Source organism: Streptomyces sp. NBC_00727, assembly GCF_045161745.1.
GTDB lineage: Bacteria > Actinomycetota > Actinomycetes > Streptomycetales > Streptomycetaceae > Streptomyces.
This window is the reverse complement of the sequence record NZ_CP108981.1, coordinates 3,708,709-3,729,050: the sequence shown is the minus strand read 5'-3', so window position 1 is coordinate 3,729,050 and position 20,342 is coordinate 3,708,709. Positions and strand designations below refer to the sequence as shown.

Genomic DNA, 20,342 nt, shown 5'->3' with positions numbered 1-20,342 from the left:
CCGGGGTTCGTTCGGGTGTTTTCCCACCCGGACGGGTGCGATCAACTGATCATTTAGTAGGCATCATCACCGGGTCGCACTACGCTGCGCCCATGAGCATGCTCACTCCCCCCGGCATGGGCGGAAAATACCGCATCACGGGTGACAAGTACCCCCGTATGCGACGCCCCCGCCGCCGCAGCAAAATGATCCTCGCGACCATCGCCTCCGTGGTCGCCCTCGGGCTGGCCGGATGGGGCACGCTGCAGCTCATCGATGTCTTCACCGGCGGCGACAAGACAGCCAGCGCCGCCGACCGCACCGAGCGCTGCGCGTCGCCCAAGCCGTCCGCGCCGGCCAAGGTGCTGCCGAAGCCCGCGAAGATCACGGTCAACGTCTACAACGCGACCACGCGCAGCGGTCTCGCCAAGGCGGCCGCCGATGAGCTGAAGAAGCGCGGGTTCAAGATCGGTGAGGTGGGGAACGCCACCGCCGCGTACGACAAGAAGGTGCCGGGCGCGGGCCTGCTGCTCGGCGCCCCGGCCGCCCTCGACGGCACGTTCCCGGTGCTGGGCGCCCAGCTGCCCGGGGCCACGACGAAGACCGACGCCCGCGAGAACGCGGAGGTCGATCTGATCATCGGCAAGAAGTTCACGGCGTTCAGCAAGCCGCAGGCGGCCGCGGCCGCGCTGACCGCGCTGACCGGCCCCGCCCCGGCGCCGTCCTCCTGCTGAGGACGCCGCCGGGCAGGACCGGCGATGTGAAGTGTGTGCCTAGTCGGCGGTGCCGTACATGCGGTCGCCCGCGTCGCCGAGGCCCGGCACGATGTAGCCGTTCTCGTTGAGCCGCTCGTCGACCGAGGCGGTGACCACGGTGACCGGGGCCCCGGCGAGCTCGCGTTCCATCACCTCGACGCCCTCCGGGGCGGCGAGGAGCACGACCGCGGTGACATCGTCGGCGCCACGCCTGATCAGCTCCTGGATGGCCGCGACGAGCGTGCCGCCCGTGGCCAGCATCGGGTCCAGGACGTAGACCTGCCGGCCCGAGAGGTCGTCGGGCATCCGGCTCGCGTACGTGGACGCCTTGAGCGTCTCCTCGTCGCGGATCATGCCCAGGAAGCCCACCTCGGCGGTCGGCAGCAGCCGGACCATGCCGTCGAGCATGCCCAGACCGGCCCGCAGGATCGGGACGACCAGGGGGCGGGGGTGCGACAGCTTCACGCCGGTGGTGGGTGTCACCGGGGTCTCGATGTCGACCTGTTCGGTGCGCACATCGCGGGTGGCCTCGTACGCGAGCAGGGTCACCAGCTCGTCGGCGAGGCGCCGGAAGGTCGGGGAGTCGGTGCGCTTGTCGCGCAGGGTGGTGAGTTTGTGCGCGACCAGCGGGTGGTCGACGACGTGGATCCGCATGACTCCCAGCGTAGCCGCGCCTCCCGCACCCGTGCGCTGGCATCATCCACACGTTCGGGGGGAAGGTGGTGGCATACGGACCCAGCGACGCAGCCAGCCTTGGGGGTGAGGAGCCGATGGCCGACGGGGCACGGAGCGCCGACGACCGCGCGGACGAGCGCGTCCCCGGGAGCACGGCGGACCCCCGCAGCACACCGGACGACCCAGACGCTCCGGAGACCGACGCCCAGCGACGGCGGCGGCGCGCCCAGTTCCTCCGCGAACTCCACGAGGCCAAGGCGCTGCGCGACCGCGTCCAGCCGCGGCGGGTCAAAGCCGCCCGAATGCGCCAGGCCATGCGGATGCGCACGTTCCGCTGGTAGCCCTCCGGCCTGCGGAAAAGACGCTGGTGGCGGTGGTGGAGAGAACTGATGGCCGACTCAACCGTCGAACTGCTCTCGCGAAGCGCCGGTTTCTGCCACGATGCCGATTGGGCGGGACGCAGGGCAGCCGGAGCACCGGCTGCTCCCCGCCCGGACCGGCCCTTGGCCCCGAGACCAGTGGGAGAGTAACGGTGTACTTCGCCGCACTGCTCGCGCGCACCGAAGACGGGTGGGAAGCGAGCGACACGGAGCTCGACGATGTGGAGACCCTGTCCGACCTGACGGATCTGGCCCGTGAGGCCTCGGTTGACGAGGACACGGTGCTCGTATTCATCGAGCAGGAGGACGCCTGGTTCGGCGTCGTCCGCGTGGACGGTGAGGAGGACCCCCGGATCTACGTCTCGGACGCCTCCGCCGCCGCCCGTTCCTCGTACGGGGAGATCCTGCTCACCGATGAACTGCTCGGCCGCGAACCAGGGGCCGAGGACACGATCGCCGCCCTGGAGGAGCTCGTCGGCCTCGACGGCACCGAGGACGGCGAGCCCGACACTGCCGACAACGACAACCACAACAACAACGACAACGACAACAGCGACGACGAGGACGACGACGGGCCCGGCGCGGGCGTCGTCCCGGCCGGCCCGATCGGTGACACCGGGGTCCTGTCCGACCTCGGGCTCCCCGAGGCCGAGCTGCTGATGCTGCGGACGGACGCCCTGGCCGAGATCGCGGACGCGCTGGGAGCGGCCGAGGTCCTGGAGACCGTCCGCTAGGGTCCGCGGGTGACCGAAGCACCCCACCCGCACGACCCGGACCTGCCCGATCCCGTACGGGACCCGTGGCGGGAGCCCATGCGCCGCGCCCTGGCCGAGGCCGACCGTGCGGCGGCGACCGGTGACGTACCGGTCGGCGCCGTCGTCCTCGGCCCGGACGGGGCGCTGCTCGCCACCGGCCACAACGAACGCGAGGCGACCGGCGACCCGACCGCGCACGCCGAGGTCCTGGCGCTGCGCCGGGCCGCCGCCGCGCTCGGTGAGTGGCGGCTGTCCGGCTGCACCCTGGTGGTCACCCTGGAACCCTGCACGATGTGCGCGGGCGCCCTGGTGCAGGCCCGGGTGGGCCGGGTGGTCTACGGCGCCCGGGACGAGAAGGCCGGTGCCGCCGGCTCGCTCTGGGACGTCGTGCGCGACCGGCGCCTCAACCACCGCCCCGAGGTGGTCGCCGGGGTCCTGGAAACCGACTGCGCGGCCCCCCTGACGGCCTTCTTCCGTGACCGCTGACCTGCCCCGGCCGGAGCACGGGGCGCCGCCCCCAAACGGATTTCGGCGTACGGCCAACATGGTCTAAGCTCTCTCTCGGTAGCGTGTCCGAGCGGCCGAAGGAGCTCGCCTCGAAAGCGAGTGTGGGGAAACTCACCGAGGGTTCAAATCCCTCCGCTACCGCCAGCGAGAACCGCCCCCGAACCGTGTGAACGGCTCGGGGGCGGTTTTGCGTGTGTCCCGCCGGTTGGTCAAGGGGACCGGCGCTGGGGGATCATGCGGGGTGGCTGGACGCCCTCCGGGGCCGGCCGCCGCCGCCCGGGTAGCCGAGAGAAGAAAGCACTGGCCGTGATGCAGATCGTGCGAGGCAAGAAGCTCGAAAAGGCCGCCGAGGGAGAATTCGAGCAGCTCGTCGGGGAAAGGTCCCGGGTCGTCGTCGACGTCGGTACGGGTGACGCCAGGGCTTCCTATCGCATCGCCAAGGAGAATCCGGACTGGCTCGTCGTGGGCGTGGACCCGGCCTGGCAGCGGATGACGCAGACGAGCATTCGCAGCCGCCGCAAACCCGCCAAGGGCGGCGTACCGAATCTGCTGCTCGTGAATTCCTCGATCGAGAACGCCCCGCAGGAGCTGCTGGGGGCCGCCGACGAATTGCTGGTCCTGATGCCGTGGGGGAAATTGCTGCACGGTCTGGTGCGCGGCGACGAGGACATCTGGAACGGGCTGCGGGCCGTCGCCAAACCGAATGCGCCGCTCACCGCGACGGTCGGCACCAGCATTTGGCGGGAGCCCGTTCCGCGGGACATCCAGGGACTTCCGGAGCTGACCCCTTCGTACGTCGAAGAGGTGCTCACCGGAAAGGCGCTCGCCGCCGGCTGGAAGATCACCGGCTTCCAGCTCACCAAGGCGGAGGACACGGCCGCCGTCTCGTCGTCGTGGGCGCGGCGGCTGGACTCGGACAGCACCGAGGTCATCGCCACGCTGACGGCGGTCACCGCCGAGCCGGAACAGTGAGCCGGGTCAGCCCGTCGGGAACTGCCTGCAGTACTCGTACATGGCCATGGCGCCCGCGGTGGCGACGTTGTAGCTGTGCGGGGAGCCCCAGACCGGGATCTCCACGCACTCGTCGACGCACGCGAGCTCGTCCTCCTTCAGGCCGGTCCGCTCGTTCCCGAGGACGATGACCGACTTACGGGGAAAGCTGATCTCGTGCAGGCTCTTCGAATGGGTGGCCTGTTCGAGCGCGATGATGGTGTAACCCTCCTCGCGCATCTTCTTCAGCACCGGCGGAAGGCTCCGGCGCATTTCGATCTCGACGTGCTCGGCGCCGTCCCGCGCGATCTTCGGGTCGAGTTTCACATTGCCGCAGGCGATGATCCGCTCGACGCCGCAGCAACCCGCCGTCCGCACCACGCTCGACAGATTCACGCGGCTGCGGAACGTCGAGCACGCGATGACGAGCTCACGATTACGGAGCAAAGGGGTGCCCGGCTTATGGCGGAGGTGTTCGAACATGCCGGGAAGTCTACTGGGCCTCCGTCAGCCAACTCCGCGTACGGGACGGCGGACTACGATGACCGGTCGGCACAACCCACCTAGGGCCTGGAGAAGGCAATGAAGATCCACGCCAGGGGCCACGAACACGTCCGCGCGACCCACGCCAAGACCCTGGAGATCACCGGCGAGCAGGACATCACGGCCCGGGCGACCTGCGTCGTCGGGGTGGGCGCGGCCTTCGACGAGGAGGGGCTGGCCCTCCTGCGCGGCCCGGTCGCCGTCCGCCTCACGGCCGGACCGCACGTCGCGACCGGCACCGCCGTGGTCAACCCGCACCACGAGGTCACCGACCGGCTCGTGCTCCGGCGCAGCGACCACGCCTCGCCCGACACCTTCGCCTTCCACAGCACCCTCGTGGCGAGCGACCTCGACCCGGACTTCGTGACCGCGCTGGGCGACCCGGCCAACGAGGTGACCCTGACGCTCAGCGAGACCGGGCCGCGCCGGCCGCTCGTGCTGGTGCACCGCCGGGACCTTCCGGAGCCCACGGGGCGCCCGGGGCTGCTGTGGCGCGAGGCGGACGCCTCGGTGGACCTGGACGCGGCGCGCGTCCCGGCCGAGGCGCGCACGGCCCTCGGGGACGGTGGTGTGATCGCCGCGTCCGTCTCCGGCCCGCTGGAGGGCGTCTCGCAGGCGGCCGGGGCGTGGCTGGCCGAGGCGGCCAGTGAGGGCGCCCGGTTCGAGGTGCTCGGAGACGCGACCGGGACCGTGCCGGCCCTGCTCGCCGCGGGCCTGCCGGTCGCGCCGGCGGTCCACCTCGGCCGGACCGACCGCAGGGCGCTCGCCGCCCCGCCGCACGCCGAGCTGCTGCGCACGGCGTCGGTCCCCGTGGTGTTCCGGGCGCCCGCCGCCGATCTCGCCGTGCTCGCGGAGGTGCTGGCCGGGTCGTTCGAGGGCCGCCGGATCGCCGTGCCGGACGGGGGCGCGGATCTCGGGCACGGGGTCAGCTGGCTGCCGCTGCCCGAGGCGGTGGCGGCCGTCGGGGGCGAGGAGGAGCGCGTGTTCGTCCTGGCGCCCCCGGAGCGCGCCGCGTGGAACGTGGACCTGCGTCCGCTGCTGCCGCTGCTGGTGGAGCAGGGGGTCACCGCACGGACCCTGAGCACGGTGCTGCGCCCGTTCGGGATCAGCCGGCGGAACCTCTACGACGCGCTGGGCGATGCGCCGGGCGCCCGCGGCAAGGGCGCGCGGGACAAGGGGCGCGGGGAGAAGAAGTAGGAGGAGGGGGAAGCGGCATCGGGGGGGGATGTGCCGCTTCCCCCGGGCACGGGGCCTGCCGCTCCTTGCCGCGGTCGGGGGAGGCCACGGCATGGGTCCCCGGCAGGGTTCCCGTTCCCGGCCCCCCGGAGTCCGAGGGGCTCACCTTCCATAGTGCCTCGCCGGCGGCCGCGTACGGGCGGACCAAGGGCCCCGAGGCCCGGGTCGTTGGTCCCTGTCGAGAATCCACCCAGGACACGGCACGTGACGGAAACAGCAGGGGGATACGGGCATGCGTGCGGATAGACTCGCCCGACCGCACAGGGGATCGAAACCTCAGGGGATCGAAGGGGAGTCAGGGGCTGATGGTGCAAGCGAAGAAGATAGCTCTCTACGTGATAGTCGTCTTCGTGCTCTACACGATCATCAACTCCCCCGCCCGGGCCGCGGACCTGGTGCAAGTAGGGTTCGAGGGCATAGCGAGCGCCGCGCAGAGCGTCGGCGACTTCATGTCCGAGCTCATCAACTAGGGGGTGTCGTGATCCGCCATCTGGTCCTCTTCAAGCTGAACGACGGCGTCGAGCGGGACGATCCGCGGGTCGTCGCGGGTGCCGAGGCGTTCCGGGCGCTGGAGGGGAAGGTCCCGGAGCTGGAGTTCTGGGAGTGCGCCTGGAACATCACCGACCGGCCGATCGCGTACGACTTCGCCATCAACTCCGCGGTCGCCGACGAGGCCGCGCTGAAGCGGTACATCGACCACCCGGACCATCAGGCGGCCGCCGGTCAGTGGCGTGAATTCGCCACCTGGGTGATCGCCGACTACCCGTTCTGACGCCTTCGGCCCTGCGAGCCCCTCACCGCGACGGTGAGGGGCTTTTCTTTGTCCCAGGGCCCGGTGGGACGCCCGGCGGACGGTTTAAACCCGCGCAAGGCCAACACGGCGCTATGGGGTGCTTGCGCATAGTGGTCATGTCTTGTGATGCTATGACCGCTTTTGACGGACGGATTGACCGAAGTTGACCGCGTACCGAAGTTGACCGCGAAGGGGTGGCGTCATCGTGCCGGCCAGTACAGCGCCTCCAGTGCCTCCCCAGGCCCACCAGGCGGCACCGGCCGCCCCCGCGCCGGGCCAGGTGCAGACGACGATCCACGAGACCCCCGACGAGACGGTCACTCCGGCCAGGACCCGGGCCGCCGACACCAGGGCCCTGACCCAGGTGCTGTTCGGGAAGCTGAAGGACCTGGAGCCGGGCAGCGCGGAGCACGACCGGGTCCGCACCGCGCTGATCGAGGCGAACCTGCCCCTCGTGCGGTACGCCGCGGCGCGCTTCCGCAGCCGCAACGAGCCGATGGAGGACGTCGTCCAGGTCGGCACCATCGGCCTGATCAACGCGATCGACCGCTTCGACCCCGAACGGGGCGTCCAGTTCCCGACGTTCGCGATGCCCACCGTCGTCGGCGAGATCAAGCGGTACTTCCGGGACAACGTGCGCACCGTCCACGTACCCCGCCGGCTGCACGAGCTCTGGGTGCAGGTCACCGGCGCCACCGAGGACCTGACGACCGCGCACGGGCGCTCGCCCACCACCGCGGAGATCGCCGAGCGGCTGAAGATCTCCGAGGACGAGGTGCTGGCCTGCATCGAGGCCGGCCGCTCGTACCACGCCACCTCGCTGGAGGCCGCCCAGGAGGGCGACGGGCTGCCCGGGCTGCTCGACCGGCTCGGCTACGAGGACCCGGCGCTGGCGGGCGTGGAACACCGGGACCTGGTCCGGCACCTCCTCGTACAACTGCCCGAGCGGGAACAGCGGATCCTGCTGCTGCGGTACTACAGCAACCTGACGCAGTCCCAGATCAGTGCCGAACTGGGGGTCTCGCAGATGCATGTGTCAAGACTCCTGGCCCGAAGTTTCGCCAGACTTCGATCCGCAAACAGGATCGAGGCGTAACCGAAACGGGTAGACCGTTCCCGTGGCGTTTCCCGGGGTCCAAAAGCCCCACACCCCTTGTTAACTGCGCAGACTCCCCCTGGACTTGTCGACAAGTCACTACAGCGCGTTGCCGACATGTGACATTCTGCGGGAAGTGAGTTTGCCGCAGTCCTCGCTCCGGTATTCAGGTGGAGGCTGCGTTCCTCCGATGGTCGTGGCCACCGCGACCGTCCGCGACCTCAAGGGGGTGGCATGTCCGTAGAACAGGGCAGCTCGAAGGTGCTCACGCTCACCAAGAGCGAACCCGCACCCGTTGCGCTCACCAGCTCGCCGGAAGCCATCGACACCCGCACACTCTCCCGCTCCCTGTTCCTGCGGCTCGCCGCGCTGGGGCCCGCGCCGGGGCCCGGCGGCACCGACAGCCCGGAGCGCGCCTATGTGCGGGACACGCTCATCGAGCTCAACCTGCCGCTCGTGCGGTACGCCGCCGCGCGGTTCCGCAGCCGCAACGAGCCGATGGAGGACATCGTCCAGGTCGGCACGATCGGCCTGATCAAGGCGATCGACCGCTTCGACTGCGAACGCGGCGTCGAGTTCCCGACGTTCGCGATGCCCACCGTCGTCGGCGAGATCAAGCGGTTCTTCCGCGACACCTCGTGGTCGGTACGGGTGCCGCGCCGGCTCCAGGAGCTGCGGCTCGCCCTGACGCGGACCAGCGACGAGCTCGCGCAGAAGCTCGACCGCTCGCCGACGGTGCCGGAGCTGGCCAAGGCGCTCGGGGTCTCCGAGGAGGAGGTCGTCGACGGCCTGGCCGTGGGCAACGCCTACACCGCCTCCTCGCTGGACTCGCCCGCCCCCGAGGACGACGGCGGCGAGGGCTCGCTGGCGGACCGGCTCGGTTACGAGGACACGGCGCTCGAGGGCGTCGAGTACCGCGAGTCCCTCAAGCCGCTGCTGGCGAAGCTCCCGCCGCGCGAACGCCAGATCATCATGCTGCGGTTCTTCGCCAACATGACGCAGTCGCAGATCGGCGAGGAGGTCGGCATCTCGCAGATGCACGTCTCCCGCCTGCTGACCCGCACGCTCGCCCAGCTCCGAGAAGGGCTCATCGCGGACTGAGGCCCCCGTCGGGCCCCTCGCCCACCCGGCCGCCGAGGCCCCGCGCACGCCGCCTCGGCGGCCGCGCCGCGTCCCGGGCGGGGCCGCTCGCGCGGACGGGCCCGGAAACGACGGCGCCGCCGCTCGCGCGGGTCGGCGCGAGCAGCGGCGTGAGGCGGGTGCGGCCCTAGGACACGCCCTAGACGGGGCGCGTTGCGGAAGGTCAGCCCAGGGCCAGCCAGGCGACCGCCGCGAGGATGACGACGACCGCGACGATTCCGGCGATCAGGCCGGTCCTCGGGCCGGAGGAGACGGCGGCGGGCTGCTGCGCGCGCTGCGGCTCGCCGTCGTCGACGAAGGCGCGGAACATCTGGGTGCTGCCGGCCGGGTCGTAGGAGCCCTCGGGACCCTGCGGTGCGTGGGGATTGTGTGCCATGTCGCAGGACCCTAGCGAACTCGGGCGAACGGCCCAACCCCCGGGCGCCGCCTCCCGATCCACCACCCGTGTGGCACGGACCACACCGACTCCTCCATTACCGCAGACCCTGCGGGTTTGACCAGCACCCTACGCAGCCTTTTGCGTTCCTTTACTCCCGCAGGGCCCTTTTCGTTTGCCTGCAGCAACCAACGGCTTCTATGGTTGCCCTAAGCAACAAGATGACCGGTGAGATGTCTGGGGGTCCCGTGGCCGCACGGAGTCAGTACGAAGAACTGGCCCGGCAGCTGAGTGCCATCGGGGCCGTCAAGAGGGGTATCGCCCGCATCCTGCCCGCCGAGTGCCCCGGTGGCTCCGCCGCCGTGCTGACTCTGCTGAGCCGGCACGGTGAGATGCGGATCAGCCGGCTGGCCGAGCTCCTCGCGGTCGACATGTCGGTGACCAGCCGGCACGTCGCCCACGTGGCGGAACGGGGCTGGATCGAACGGTTCCCGGACCCGGCGGACAAGCGCTCCCGCATCCTGCGGCTGACCCCCGCGGGTGAAGGGGTGCTGGAGGACCTCTCCCGCCGGTCGGCCGAGATGTTCGCCTGCCATCTTCAGGATTGGTCCGACGACGAGGTCGGACAGCTCAACACGTTGCTGGCCCGGCTGCGCGACAGCTTCTCCTGTCGCGGCACCGGAGGGTGCGCTTCCGGAAAGCACAGCGGCGAGTGCCGCTCCCGGCAGGCCGACACCGACCACGACTCGTACACCCGTACACCCGTGTAACAGAAGCAGAGACAAGGACTTAAATGGCTACGACCACACCAACCGGTGTGCGGGGCGGCCACGCCAAGCACGGAGGGCACGACGCCTCCGACGGCGCGCCGATGACACACCGGCAGATCATGGAGGCACTTGCCGGGCTGCTGCTCGGCATGTTCGTCGCGATCCTGTCGTCCACCGTCGTCACCAACGCCCTGCCGGAGATCATCTCCGACCTCGGCGGCGGTCAGAGCGCCTATACCTGGGTGGTCACCGCCTCGCTGCTGGCGATGACGGCGACCACCCCCCTGTGGGGCAAGCTCGCCGACCTGTTCAGCAAGAAGCTGCTGGTCCAGATAGCCCTGGTCATCTACGTCGGCGGCTCGGTCGTCGCCGGGCTCTCGAACAGCGCCGGCATGCTGATCGTCTGCCGAGTGGTCCAGGGCATCGGCGTCGGCGGTCTCTCCGCCCTCGCCCAGATCGTCATGGCCGCCATGATCGCCCCGCGCGAGCGCGGCCGTTACAGCGGCTACATCGGCGCGGTCTTCGCCGTCGCCACCGTCGGCGGCCCGCTGCTCGGCGGCGTCATCACCGACACCAGCTGGATGGGCTGGCGCTGGTGCTTCTACGTGGGTGTGCCGTTCGCGGCCATCGCCCTCATCGTGCTCCAGAAGACCCTGAAGCTCCCGGTCGTCAAGCGCCAGGTCAAGGTCGACTGGGCCGGCGCGTTCCTCATCAGCGCCGCCGTCTCGCTGCTGCTCCTGTGGGTGACGTTCGCGGGCGACAAGTACGACTGGATGTCCTGGCAGACCGGCGTGATGCTCGCGGGCTCCGTGGTCCTCGCGCTGCTCTTCGTCTTCACCGAGTCCCGCGCCAGCGAGCCGATCATCCCGCTGCGGCTCTTCCGCAACCGGACCATCACGCTCGCCTCGCTCGCCTCGCTGTTCGTCGGCATCGCGATGTTCGCCGGCACCGTCTTCTTCAGCCAGTACTTCCAGCTGGCTCGTGGCAAGTCGCCGACGATGTCCGGCGTGATGACGATCCCGATGATCGGTGGCCTGTTCCTCTCCTCGACGATCTCCGGCCAGATCATCACGCGCACCGGCCGCTGGAAGGCCTGGCTGGTCACCGGTGGCTTCCTGGTCACCGCCGGGCTCGGCCTGCTCGGCACGATCCGCTACGACACGCCGTACTGGCACATCGCGGTCTTCATGTTCCTGATGGGTCTCGGCATCGGCATGATGATGCAGAACCTGGTGCTCGCCACGCAGAACCAGGTGGACCCGAAGGACCTCGGTTCGGCCAGTTCCGTCGTCACCTTCTTCCGTTCCCTCGGTGGTGCGATCGGCGTCTCGGCGCTGGGCGCCGTCATGGCGAACCGTGTCACCCACTACGTCAAGGAAGGCCTGGCGGACCTCGGTCCGCAGGGCGCGGCCCTGGGCCACGGCGGCACCGGCGGCGGGGGCATCCCCGACCTGGACAAGCTGCCCGCCCCGTTCCGCACGGTCATGGAGACCGCCTACGGGCACGGCGTCGGTGACGTCTTCCTGTACGCCGCTCCGGCCGCGCTGGTCGCCTTCGTGATCACGATCTTCATCAAGGAGGTCGCGCTCAAGAGCCGGGCCGGCAACGACGCCTCCGCGCCGGCCGAGGCACCCGCCGAGGCCGTCACCGAGGCGGTCGCCGAGGGCGCCGCCGGGGTCACCGCGGTAGACACGGCCGAGGCCGTGACGGTCGCCGCCGACGCCCCCGTGGACCTCGGCAAGGGCGGCACCCCCGTCCGCGGCGTGGTCCGCGGCGCCGAGGGCGCACCCGTCGCCCGCGCCGCCGTCACGCTGATCTCGCTCGGCGGCCGGCAGCTGGGCATCGCCGCAGCGCAGGCCGACGGCGGCTACGCGCTGGACGCCCCGGGCGCCGGTTCGTACGTGCTGATCGCGTCCGCCGACGGCTTCCAGCCGCAGGCGTCCACCGTGGTCGTCGGCGACGAGCCGCTGGCGTACGACGTCCTGCTCTCCGGTACGAGCGGCCTGGCCGGTACCGTGCGCGCCGCCGAGAGCGGTACGCCGGTGGCGGACGCCATGGTCATCGTGACCGATGTCCGCGGCGACGTGCTGGCCACCGGAAAGTCCGCCGAGACGGGCGACTTCGCCTTCGGCGAGCTGGTCCCCGGTGCGGTGACCGTCGCGGTCAACGCGGCCGGTTTCCGCCCGCTGGCCCTCCCGGTGGAGGTCGGCGGCCAGGGCGTCACCCGGGTCGAGGTCGCGCTCCGGGCCGGTGCGCTGGTCCAGGGCGTCGTGCGGGCCGGTACGAGCCGGCACCCGCTGCCGGACGCCCGGGTCACCCTGGTCGACGCGGCCGGCAACGTGATCGCCAACTCGACGACCGGGGAGGACGGGGCGTACGCCTTCGCCGACCTGGACGCGGGCGAGTACACGGTCATCGCGACCGGCTACCCGCCGGTGGCCGGTGCCCTGACGGTGGCCGGTCACGGAATCGACGGCCACGACATCGAGCTCGTCCACCCGGGCGAGTAACCCGACGGGTACGGGGCAGGGCCTTTCGTTCGGCGCGAGCCCGGCACGATCCGAACGAAAGGCCCTGACCCCCGGCCCGCGCCAAAACCCCTGGTAGGGGCGGCGCTCTTCGAGCGGAGGCGTCGCACCGGCCGGTGGAAATGGGCCCCGGCGGCGGGGACGGCAGGCAGGGGACGGCCTGCCGTCCCCGCCCCGGGGCCCGACTCATTGAATGACCCGGTCCGGTGAGCGGGCGGGTCATGAACAAGGAGAGAGAACGGGATGGGACTTCGCGCACAGGTACGGACGCGGGACGGCTGGGCCGTCCAGCACGCGGTCGTGACGGTCACCGACATGACCGGCACGCAGGTGCTGCGCGCCGCCGCCGACGAGGCCGGGGCGGTACGGGCCGACACCCCGCTGGCCGCGGGCGCGTACACGGTGATCGTGACGGCGGTCGGGTACGCCCCCGCCGCCTCCACCGCCCTCGTCACGGCGAGCGGCACGGCCGACGCCGGCACGGTGGTGCTGAACCGCCAGGGCGGCGTGGAGCTGCCGCCGCCGGGCACCTGGTCGCTGGACCCGGCGCACTCCTCGGTGGGCGCGGTCGCGCAGCACCTGGGGATCTCCAGCGTGCACGGCCGGTTCACCGAGTTCGGCGGGCGCGTCGAGATCTCCGAGGACCTCGGCAGCTCCCGGGTCGAGGCGGTCATCGACGCCGCGAGCATCGACACCGGCAACGGCATGCGGGACAAGCACCTGCGCTCCCCCGACTTCCTGGACACCGACCGGTTCCCCGAGATCACCTACCGCTCCAGTGGACTGACCCCGGCCGGGCCCGACCGCTGGACCGTGCACGGCGAGCTGACGATGCGCGGTGTGCAGCGGCCCGTCGACCTCGACCTGAGCTACCTCGGCACCGGCCCCGACCCGTGGGGCGGGGTGCGCGCGGCGTTCAGCGCGACGGCCGGACTGCGCCGCGAGGACTTCGCCATGAACTACAACCAGGTCGTCCAGGCGGGCATCGCGGCGATCGGCACCACGCTCCGCGTCGAGCTCGACATCCAGGCCGTGCAGGGCGATTCCCTGCCCGCTGTCTGACCGCATCCGGTCGTAGGGTCGGTTCCATGGCACCCGACATCGCAACGAACACCACCGTGGAACTCGACGCACTGCTCGACTTCGTACGGCCCCGGCACCGGGCGATCCTGCTGACCACCCGGGCCGACGGCCGCCCCCAGGGCTCCCCGCTCACCTGCGGCGTCGACGACGCGGGCCGGATCGTCGTCTCCACGTACCCCGAGCGCGCCAAGACCCGCAACGCCAGGCGCGACGAGCGGGTCAGCATCATCGTGCTGTCCGACGACTGGAACGGCCCGTGGGTGCAGATCGACGGGTCGGCCGAGGTCATCGACGCGCCGGACTCGGTCGAGCCGCTCGTCGAGTACTTCCGGAACATCTCCGGCGAGCACCCCGACTGGGACGAGTACCGGGCGGCGATGGTGAAGCAGGGCAAGTCGATCATCCGGATCACCCCGGAGCGCTGGGGCCCCGTCGCCACCGGCGGCTTCCCCGCCCACCTCGCCCCGTGAGCTCTCCCGCCCTGCTCGACCGGGCCCGGATCGTCGCCGGGCCCGAGGTCGGCGAGGCCGCCGTGCGCGGGCTGTCGCTGGCCACCGGCCGGCCCGTCGGGCGCGACCTCGGTGAGGGCCCCTTCGTGTACGTGGGTGCCTCGCTGCCCGACGCGGTGCGCGGGGCGGACCTGGTCTGGTTCCACAGCGTCAACGCGGGCACGGACGCCCTGCTGCGCTCCGGGCCCTGGCCGGACGGCGTACCGCTGACCCGGACCGTGGGGCGGATGGGCGAGCGGATCGCGCAGTACGTGCTGGGCTGGGTGCTCGCCGAGTGCCAGTCCGTCCCGGAGTTCGCCGCGCAGCACGCCCGCGCCGAGTGGCGCCGCATCGACTCCGAACTCGTCGCCGGTCAGACCGCCGTGGTCCACGGCATCGGCCGCATCGGCTCCGCCGTCGCCGCGCTGCTGCGGGCCTGTGGCATCCGGACCGTGGCCGCCGCCCGCACCCCGCGCCCGGTGCCGCCCGGCTTCGACGCGGTGGTCCCGGCCGACGAGCCGGTCGCCGCCCGCTGGGTGGTCGCCGCGCTCCCGCTGACCGGGGCGACCGCCGGGTACTTCGGGGCGGACCGGTTCGCCGCGATGGGCGGGGCGACCTTCCTCAACGTGGGGCGGGGCGCGACCGTGGACCTGGGGGCGCTGGACGCGGCGCTGCGCTCCGGGGCCGTGGGGCGTGCGGTGCTCGATGTGCTGGCCGACGAACCGGCCGCGTCCGGCGACCCGTGCTGGCGGCTCCCCCGTACGGTCGTCACCTCGCACTCCGCGGGCATCACGGCGGACGAGGACGTCGTCACCGACTTCACCGCGTGCCTGCGTGAGCTGTCGGCGGGCCGGGTCCCGGCGCTCACCGTGGACACCGGGCGCGGCTACTGAGCGCGCGCCCGCATCGCGTCGATGCCGGCGATCAGCAGGTCGAGGGCGAAGGTGAAGTCGCGCTCGCGCATCTCCTCGATGGTGACGCCGCCGCGCGCCGCCATCAGGTCCCGCGAGTCCTCCACGAACTCGTCGAGCCGGGGCTGCTCCTGGATCGCCGACATCGCCTGCCGGAAGTACTGGTCCTGGGTCAGCCCCGCCTCCGCGCTGCGCTGCGCGAACTGGCCCTCGACCGTGCCGAATCCGTACACGAACTGGAAGACCGCCGCGAGCGCGCCGCTGCGGCCCTCGACGGGGAGGCCGGTCGCCCGGATCACGTCCTGGATGGTGTGGGTCACCAGTAGCGAATGGGGGCCCAGGTTCAGGAACTTGCCCGCGAGCGGGGAGACCCAGGGGTGGCGGACGAGCAGCCCCCGGTACGCGGTGGCCACCGCGCGCAGCCGGTCCTGCCAGGACGCGTCGGCGGGCGGCGGACCGATCTCGCTGTAGACCGCGTCGAGGGCCAGTTCCAGCAGGTCGTCCTTGGTGTCCACGTACCAGTACAGGGACATCGCCGTCACGTTCAGCTCGGCGGCGAGCCGGCGCATGGAGAACTTCGCCAGTCCTTCGGCGTCCAGCAGCCGGACCGAGGCTGCGGTGATCCGCTCCCTGCCGAGCCCGGCCGGCTGGTCCGCCCGCCGGGAACGGGCGGGCGGCCGGGTGTTCAGCCACACGCTGGTCCGGACAGGGTTCTTCACGCGGTCGGCCGCGGACACCATGGCGCACTCCCTCGTCTCGCCGGCGGGACGGACGGACCGGCTCCGTACCGCGTACCCGGAAACCGGAGCCGCAGGGTCCGGTAGGTCCCGTCCGATGCTATGCCGCTGTCGCCGCCGGATCGGCCGGGGATCGGAGTGGTTGGGGCGTACAAGTGTCTTCTCGTGGGTACGGTGCCGGTCGCCGCATCGGATACGACCTGCCCCGGAAGCTGGAGTGATATGTCACTGCGTCGTCGTACGGTGGAAGTCCTGGTAGCCGCAGGGTTGTTGGGGGCCGCGCTGGCGCCTCCCGCGACGGCCGCGGGGCACGGGCGGGCGCCCGGGCAGTCGGTGCCGCTGCGCGTCGCCACGTACAACGTCCATGCCGGGGCCGGCATGGACAACGTCTTCGACCTCGACCGGCAGGTGGCCGCCCTCCGCGCGCTGGACGCGGACGTGATCGGGCTCCAGGAGGTCGACGTCCACTGGGGCGACCGCAGCGAGTGGCGCGACCTGGCGGCCGAGCTCGGGCGGCGGCTGCGGATGCACGTCTCCTTCGCCCCGATCTACAGCTTCGACCCGGTGGCCGCGGGCGATCCGAGGCGCGAGTTCGGTGTCGCCGTGCTCTCCCGGTACAGGATCGTGAGCGCTGAGAACCACGACCTCACCCGGCTCTCCACGCAGGACCCGGACCCGGTCCCGGCGCCCGCGCCCGGCTTCGGCGAGGTGGTGCTGAAGGTGCGCGGGCTGCCCGTCCACGTCTACGCCACGCACCTCGACTACCGCGGCGACCCGTCCGTGCGCGTCGCCCAGGTCGCGGACACCCGGCGGATCATGGCGGAGGACCGGAGGCGGGAGCGGCGCCCGGTGCGGCAGATCCTGCTCGGCGACTTCAACGCGCCGCCGACCGCGCCCGAGCTGGCCCCGCTGTGGAAGGAGCTGACCGACATCGAGCCGGGCGGCCCGACCTACCCGGCGCAGGACCCGGTCCAGCGGATCGACTACGTGGCCGTTTCGAAGGACACCGTGCGGGTACGCGGCGCGGCGGTGGCCGAGACGCTTGCCTCGGACCACCGCCCTGTCGTGGCCGACCTGTTGCTGCGGCGCTGACTTCTCGGACCGTCAGCTGCTCGTCTTCGGCTGGGTCAGGTCGTAGAAGGTGGCGCTGCCCGCCGTCACCTCCTTGAAGTTCTTCTCCACCCAGGAGGAGATCTGCGAGGCGGTGCCGCTGCCGCCCATGCCTCCGCCCATTCCGCCGCCCGAGACGAAGTAGTGGACGCGGCCGTCCTCGACGTACTTCTCGAACTGCGCGAGCGTCGGGGACGGGTCGCTTCCGTTGAAGCCGCCGATCGCCATGACGGGCTTCTCGGTGGCGAGTTGGTAGCTCGCCGCGTTCTGCGAGCCGATGGCCGCGGCGGCCCAGCTGTAGTCGTCGGCGTTCTTCTCCAGGAGCGCCTCGGCCTCGGAGCCGACGGACGCGCCGTTGAGGAGACCGCCCATGCCGCCGGCTCCGCGTTCGCCCATGCCGGACGGGGCGCCGCGTTGCCGGGTGTTCCGGCTCGTTCCCTGGCCGGGCGGGGTACCGGTGGGGGGCTGGCCCATGCCGGTGCCCTGCTGGTTGGTGCCGCCCTGGCCCGGGGGCTGCGTGCCTCCGGGGCCGCCGCCGCCCGGACCGCCGCCACGGCCTCCGCCGCCGCCGGGGCCGCCGCCCATGCCGCCGGAGGACGGGCCCGCCGTGACGATCGAGCCCTGATGGCCCGTGTTCAGGGTGCTCACGGTGTACGCCGTCGGCCCGGCGAGTGACGCGGCGAAGCCGAGGACCGCGGCGCCCAGGGCCAGTTGGCGTCCGAGGCGCGCCGCGAGCAGCAGGCCCACCGCCGCCACGAGGCCGGTGACGAGGACGGCCGTCCGCAGCCACGGCAGGTAGTCCGGGGTGCGGCCCAGCAGGACGTACGCCCAGTACGCCGTCGCCGCGACGGTCGCGGCCAGCGTGGCACCCGCCCACCAGCGGGCCCGCTCCTCCCACAGGACCGTGACGCCCATGCCGGTCAGCGCGGCCAGGTAGGGGGCCAGGGCCACCGTGTAGTACTGGTGGAAGATGCCGGCCATGAAGCTGAACACGGCGGCCGTCATCAGCAGCGAGCTGCCCCACGCGAGGAAGGCCGCCCGCGCGGTGTCCGTGCTCCCCCAGCGCTTGATGCCTGGGAGGTGTCCCCCTGCGCGCCAGGTCAGCCAGACACCCGCGGCGAGCAGGATCAGGGCGGCGGGCAGCAGCCAGGAGATCTGGGCGCCGATCTCGGAGTTGAACATCCGGCCGATGCCGGTCTCGCCCCACTGACCACCGCCGCCCCGGCCGCCTCCGCCGCCCCCGCCGCCGACGCTACCGGTCTCGTCGCCGTTGATCCGGCCGAGGCCGTTGTAGCCGAAGGTCAGCTCCAGGAACGAGTTGTTCTGCGAACCGCCGATGTACGGGCGTGAGGAGGCGGGCCACAGTTCGACGACCGCCACCCACCAGCCGCCGGCGACGACCATCGCGAGCGCGGAGAGGCCCAGCTGCCCGAACCTCTTGCGTACGGAGACCGGCGCGAACACCGCGTACAGCACGGCGAGCGGCGGCAGGATCAGGAACGCCTGGAGGGTCTTGGACAGGAACGCGAGTCCGACCGCGACCCCCGCCCACACCAGCCACTTCGTACGGCCGTGCTCCATCGCGCGGAGCACGCAGTAGACCGTGACGGTCATCAGCAGGGCGAGCAGCGCGTCCGGGTTGTTGAAGCGGAACATCAGCGCGGCGACGGGCGTCAGCGCGAACACCGCCATGGTGATCAGCCCGGCAGCGGCACTGAACCGGCGGCGCACGGCCGCGTACAGCACCCCGGCCGTCGCCGCCCCCATCAGCACCTGCGGGGCGAGGACCGCCCACGAGCTGAGCCCGAAGATCCGCACCGACAGGGCCATGGGCCACAGGGTGGCCGGGGGCTTGTCGACGGTGATCGCGTTGGCCGAGTCCAGCGAGCCGAAGAAGAACGCCTTCCAGCTCTGGCTGCCGGCCTGCACGGCGGCGGAGTAGAAGGAGTTGGCGTAGCCGGAGGCGCTGAGGTTCCAGAGGTACGCCAGCGTGATGGCCAGCAGCAGGGCGAGGAAGGCGGGCCGCACCCAGGGGGCGTCCCCGGCCCGGCCGCGCCAGACGCGGCGAGGCAGGGAGGTTTCGGCCCGTGCGTGCCCCGGGGGCGTGTCCGGCCGGGCCGGCGCGTGGGCGGGGTCGAGCGTGGTCATCGGGCGTCCCTCAGGTCGTGGATGGTTTCGGCGGTGGGGGGTGCGGGGATGTGCGCGGGGTTTCCCCGGTCGCGGTCCGGGAAGACCCAGGCGCGGAACAGCAGGAACCGCAGCACCGTCGCGGCGAGGTTGGCCGCGATCAGCACGGCGAGTTCGGTGGTGTGCGAGGGCGAGCCGGACGCGGCGCCCAGGGCGGCCAGCGAACCGGCGGTCAGGGCGAGGCCGATGGCGAAGACCACGAGGCCCTGCGCCTGGTGGCGGACGGCGCCGCCTCTGCCACGTACCCCGAAGGTGAGCCTCCGGTTCGCCGCCGTGTTGGCGACGGCCGAGACGAGGAGCGCGGCCCCGTTGGCGAGCTGCGGCCCGGCGCCGAGGCGGAAGAGGGAGTACAGCGCCAGGTAGAACAGCGTGGACAGGGCGCCCACGACGCAGAAGCCGACCAGTTGCCGGGCCAGTCCGCCCGGCACCCCGCCGATCCCCCGGTCGCGCGGGTCGTCCCCGAAGGGCCGCGCCAGCCGGTCCAGCGGCAGCGCGCCGACGGCCAGCGCCCGCCCCACCCGCCACACGCCCTTCAGGTCCTCGGTGGCGGTGCGCACGATGTGCACCGTGGAGTCGGGGTCGTCGACCCAGTCGACCGGCACCTCGTGGATGCGCAGCCCGGCCCGCTCGGCGAGCACCAGCATCTCGGTGTCGAAGAACCATCCGGTGTCCTCGACCATCGGCAGCAGCCGCTGCGCGACCTCGCGGCGGATCGCCTTGAACCCGCACTGCGCGTCACTGAACCGCGCGGACAGCGACGAGCGCAGGATGATGTTGTAGGCCCGCGAGATGAACTCCCGCTTCGTGCCCCGCACGACCCGGGAGCTGCGGGCGAGCCGGGAGCCGATGGCGAGGTCCGAGTGCCCCGAGATCAGCGGCGCGACCAGCGGGAGCAGTGCGTTGAGGTCGGTGGACAGGTCGACGTCCATGTACGCGAGCACCGGCGCGTCCGAGTGGGTCCAGACGGTACGCAGCGCCCGTCCGCGCCCCTTCTCCTCCAGCCGGAACGACCGCACCCCCGGCAGCGACCGCGCCAGCCGCTCCGCCACCTCGGGCGTGCGGTCGGTGCTGGCGTTGTCGGCGACGGTGATCCGGAACGCGTAGGGGAAGGTGCGGGCCAGGTGGTCGTGCAGCCGCAGCACGCACGGTTCGAGGTCCTTCTCCTCGTTGTAGACCGGTACCACCACATCGAGCACGGGCGCACCCGCCGCACCGCCCACGCCGGCGAGGAGGTGGTCCCGGGCCGGCAAGGTGCTCCAAGGAGTCTCTGTTCGCATGCCATCGACGGTCGCCAACCCCGCTG

Annotated in this window: 22 protein-coding genes and 1 tRNA gene; 17 read left to right on the top strand and 6 right to left on the bottom strand. The window is 71.8% G+C overall.

What is annotated here, in order from left to right:
- Positions 1–116 precede the first annotated feature (116 nt).
- Entirely contained in the window at positions 117–713 is a 597-nt protein-coding gene (locus tag OG242_RS16620) for a LytR C-terminal domain-containing protein (protein WP_405901630.1), read from the top strand.
- 39 nt (positions 714–752) lie between these two features.
- On the opposite strand, the gene upp is transcribed toward OG242_RS16620, so the two are convergent.
- On the bottom strand, positions 753–1,388 hold the full coding sequence (gene upp, locus OG242_RS16615; protein WP_405898916.1) for a uracil phosphoribosyltransferase: 636 nt from the start codon (positions 1,386–1,388) through the stop codon (positions 753–755).
- Between the two features lie 116 nt (positions 1,389–1,504).
- Between upp and OG242_RS16610 the strand changes: the two genes are divergently transcribed.
- The 5 genes from OG242_RS16610 (at position 1,505) to OG242_RS16590 (ending at position 4,023) form a co-directional block, all read left to right on the top strand.
- Complete coding sequence (locus OG242_RS16610) at positions 1,505–1,750, top strand: hypothetical protein (RefSeq protein ID WP_405898915.1); 246 nt, start codon at positions 1,505–1,507, stop codon at positions 1,748–1,750.
- Between the two features lie 191 nt (positions 1,751–1,941).
- Positions 1,942–2,523, top strand: a complete 582-nt coding sequence (locus tag OG242_RS16605; RefSeq protein ID WP_405898914.1) for a hypothetical protein — start codon at positions 1,942–1,944, stop codon at positions 2,521–2,523.
- A 9-nt stretch (positions 2,524–2,532) separates the two neighbouring features.
- Entirely contained in the window at positions 2,533–3,030 is a 498-nt protein-coding gene (tadA, locus tag OG242_RS16600; protein WP_405898913.1) for a tRNA adenosine(34) deaminase TadA, read from the top strand.
- A 77-nt stretch (positions 3,031–3,107) separates the two neighbouring features.
- A tRNA-Ser gene (locus OG242_RS16595) sits at positions 3,108–3,195 on the top strand.
- 165 nt (positions 3,196–3,360) lie between these two features.
- Positions 3,361–4,023 (top strand): rRNA methyltransferase, encoded by a 663-nt coding sequence (locus OG242_RS16590; protein WP_405898912.1) that lies wholly within the window; start codon positions 3,361–3,363, stop codon positions 4,021–4,023.
- 6 nt (positions 4,024–4,029) lie between these two features.
- Here the strand turns inward: OG242_RS16590 and OG242_RS16585 are convergent, their stop codons facing one another.
- Positions 4,030–4,524, bottom strand: a complete 495-nt coding sequence (locus OG242_RS16585) for a TrmH family RNA methyltransferase (RefSeq protein ID WP_405898911.1) — start codon at positions 4,522–4,524, stop codon at positions 4,030–4,032.
- A 99-nt stretch (positions 4,525–4,623) separates the two neighbouring features.
- Here OG242_RS16585 and OG242_RS16580 point away from each other — a divergent pair, with 99 nt between their 5' ends.
- The 5 genes from OG242_RS16580 to OG242_RS16560 all read left to right on the top strand — a co-directional run bounded on the left by OG242_RS16580 (position 4,624) and on the right by OG242_RS16560 (position 8,810).
- Positions 4,624–5,781 (top strand): DUF371 domain-containing protein, encoded by a 1,158-nt coding sequence (locus OG242_RS16580; protein WP_405898910.1) that lies wholly within the window; start codon positions 4,624–4,626, stop codon positions 5,779–5,781.
- Between the two features lie 344 nt (positions 5,782–6,125).
- Positions 6,126–6,290: a hypothetical protein gene (locus OG242_RS16575; protein WP_405898909.1), complete on the top strand. Its 165-nt coding sequence runs from the start codon at positions 6,126–6,128 to the stop codon at positions 6,288–6,290.
- An 8-nt stretch (positions 6,291–6,298) separates the two neighbouring features.
- Positions 6,299–6,592: a Dabb family protein gene (locus OG242_RS16570; RefSeq protein WP_405898908.1), complete on the top strand. Its 294-nt coding sequence runs from the start codon at positions 6,299–6,301 to the stop codon at positions 6,590–6,592.
- 226 nt (positions 6,593–6,818) lie between these two features.
- Positions 6,819–7,709, top strand: coding sequence for an RNA polymerase sigma factor SigF (locus OG242_RS16565; protein ID WP_405898907.1), 891 nt, complete (start codon positions 6,819–6,821; stop codon positions 7,707–7,709).
- A 234-nt stretch (positions 7,710–7,943) separates the two neighbouring features.
- Positions 7,944–8,810, top strand: coding sequence for an RNA polymerase sigma factor SigF (locus tag OG242_RS16560; protein ID WP_018521941.1), 867 nt, complete (start codon positions 7,944–7,946; stop codon positions 8,808–8,810).
- Between the two features lie 202 nt (positions 8,811–9,012).
- On the opposite strand, the gene OG242_RS16555 is transcribed toward OG242_RS16560, so the two are convergent.
- On the bottom strand, positions 9,013–9,225 hold the full coding sequence (locus OG242_RS16555; RefSeq protein WP_405898906.1) for a hypothetical protein: 213 nt from the start codon (positions 9,223–9,225) through the stop codon (positions 9,013–9,015).
- A 248-nt stretch (positions 9,226–9,473) separates the two neighbouring features.
- Here OG242_RS16555 and OG242_RS16550 point away from each other — a divergent pair, with 248 nt between their 5' ends.
- From OG242_RS16550 to OG242_RS16530, 5 genes are all read left to right on the top strand, one after another.
- Complete coding sequence (locus OG242_RS16550) at positions 9,474–9,995, top strand: MarR family winged helix-turn-helix transcriptional regulator (protein WP_405898905.1); 522 nt, start codon at positions 9,474–9,476, stop codon at positions 9,993–9,995.
- Between the two features lie 23 nt (positions 9,996–10,018).
- Positions 10,019–12,505, top strand: a complete 2,487-nt coding sequence (locus tag OG242_RS16545) for a DHA2 family efflux MFS transporter permease subunit (protein ID WP_405898904.1) — start codon at positions 10,019–10,021, stop codon at positions 12,503–12,505.
- Positions 12,506–12,766: 261 nt separating this feature from the next.
- Positions 12,767–13,585 (top strand): YceI family protein, encoded by an 819-nt coding sequence (locus OG242_RS16540; RefSeq protein ID WP_405898903.1) that lies wholly within the window; start codon positions 12,767–12,769, stop codon positions 13,583–13,585.
- Between the two features lie 26 nt (positions 13,586–13,611).
- Positions 13,612–14,076 carry a PPOX class F420-dependent oxidoreductase gene (locus tag OG242_RS16535; protein ID WP_405898902.1) on the top strand — a complete coding sequence of 155 codons (465 nt, stop codon included), beginning with the start codon at positions 13,612–13,614 and terminating at the stop codon, positions 14,074–14,076.
- Positions 14,073–14,987 (top strand): NAD(P)-dependent oxidoreductase, encoded by a 915-nt coding sequence (locus OG242_RS16530; RefSeq protein WP_405898901.1) that lies wholly within the window; start codon positions 14,073–14,075, stop codon positions 14,985–14,987. The genes OG242_RS16535 and OG242_RS16530 overlap by 4 nt, the downstream gene beginning before the upstream one ends.
- On the opposite strand, the gene OG242_RS16525 is transcribed toward OG242_RS16530, so the two are convergent.
- Complete coding sequence (locus OG242_RS16525) at positions 14,981–15,745, bottom strand: TetR/AcrR family transcriptional regulator (RefSeq protein WP_405898900.1); 765 nt, start codon at positions 15,743–15,745, stop codon at positions 14,981–14,983. The genes OG242_RS16530 and OG242_RS16525 overlap by 7 nt on opposite strands.
- A gap of 219 nt (positions 15,746–15,964) precedes the next feature.
- On the opposite strand from OG242_RS16525, the gene OG242_RS16520 reads away from it, so the two are divergent.
- The gene (locus OG242_RS16520; RefSeq protein WP_405898899.1) at positions 15,965–16,834 is read left to right on the top strand and encodes an endonuclease/exonuclease/phosphatase family protein; all 870 of its coding nucleotides are present in this window, start codon (positions 15,965–15,967) and stop codon (positions 16,832–16,834) included.
- A 12-nt stretch (positions 16,835–16,846) separates the two neighbouring features.
- Here OG242_RS16520 and OG242_RS16515 read toward each other — a convergent pair whose 3' ends face one another.
- Both OG242_RS16515 and OG242_RS16510 read right to left on the bottom strand, forming a co-directional pair.
- Entirely contained in the window at positions 16,847–19,000 is a 2,154-nt protein-coding gene (locus OG242_RS16515; protein ID WP_405898898.1) for an ArnT family glycosyltransferase, read from the bottom strand.
- Entirely contained in the window at positions 18,997–20,316 is a 1,320-nt protein-coding gene (locus OG242_RS16510) for a glycosyltransferase (protein WP_405898897.1), read from the bottom strand. The genes OG242_RS16515 and OG242_RS16510 overlap by 4 nt, the downstream gene beginning before the upstream one ends.
- Between the last annotated feature and the right edge of the window lie 26 nt (positions 20,317–20,342).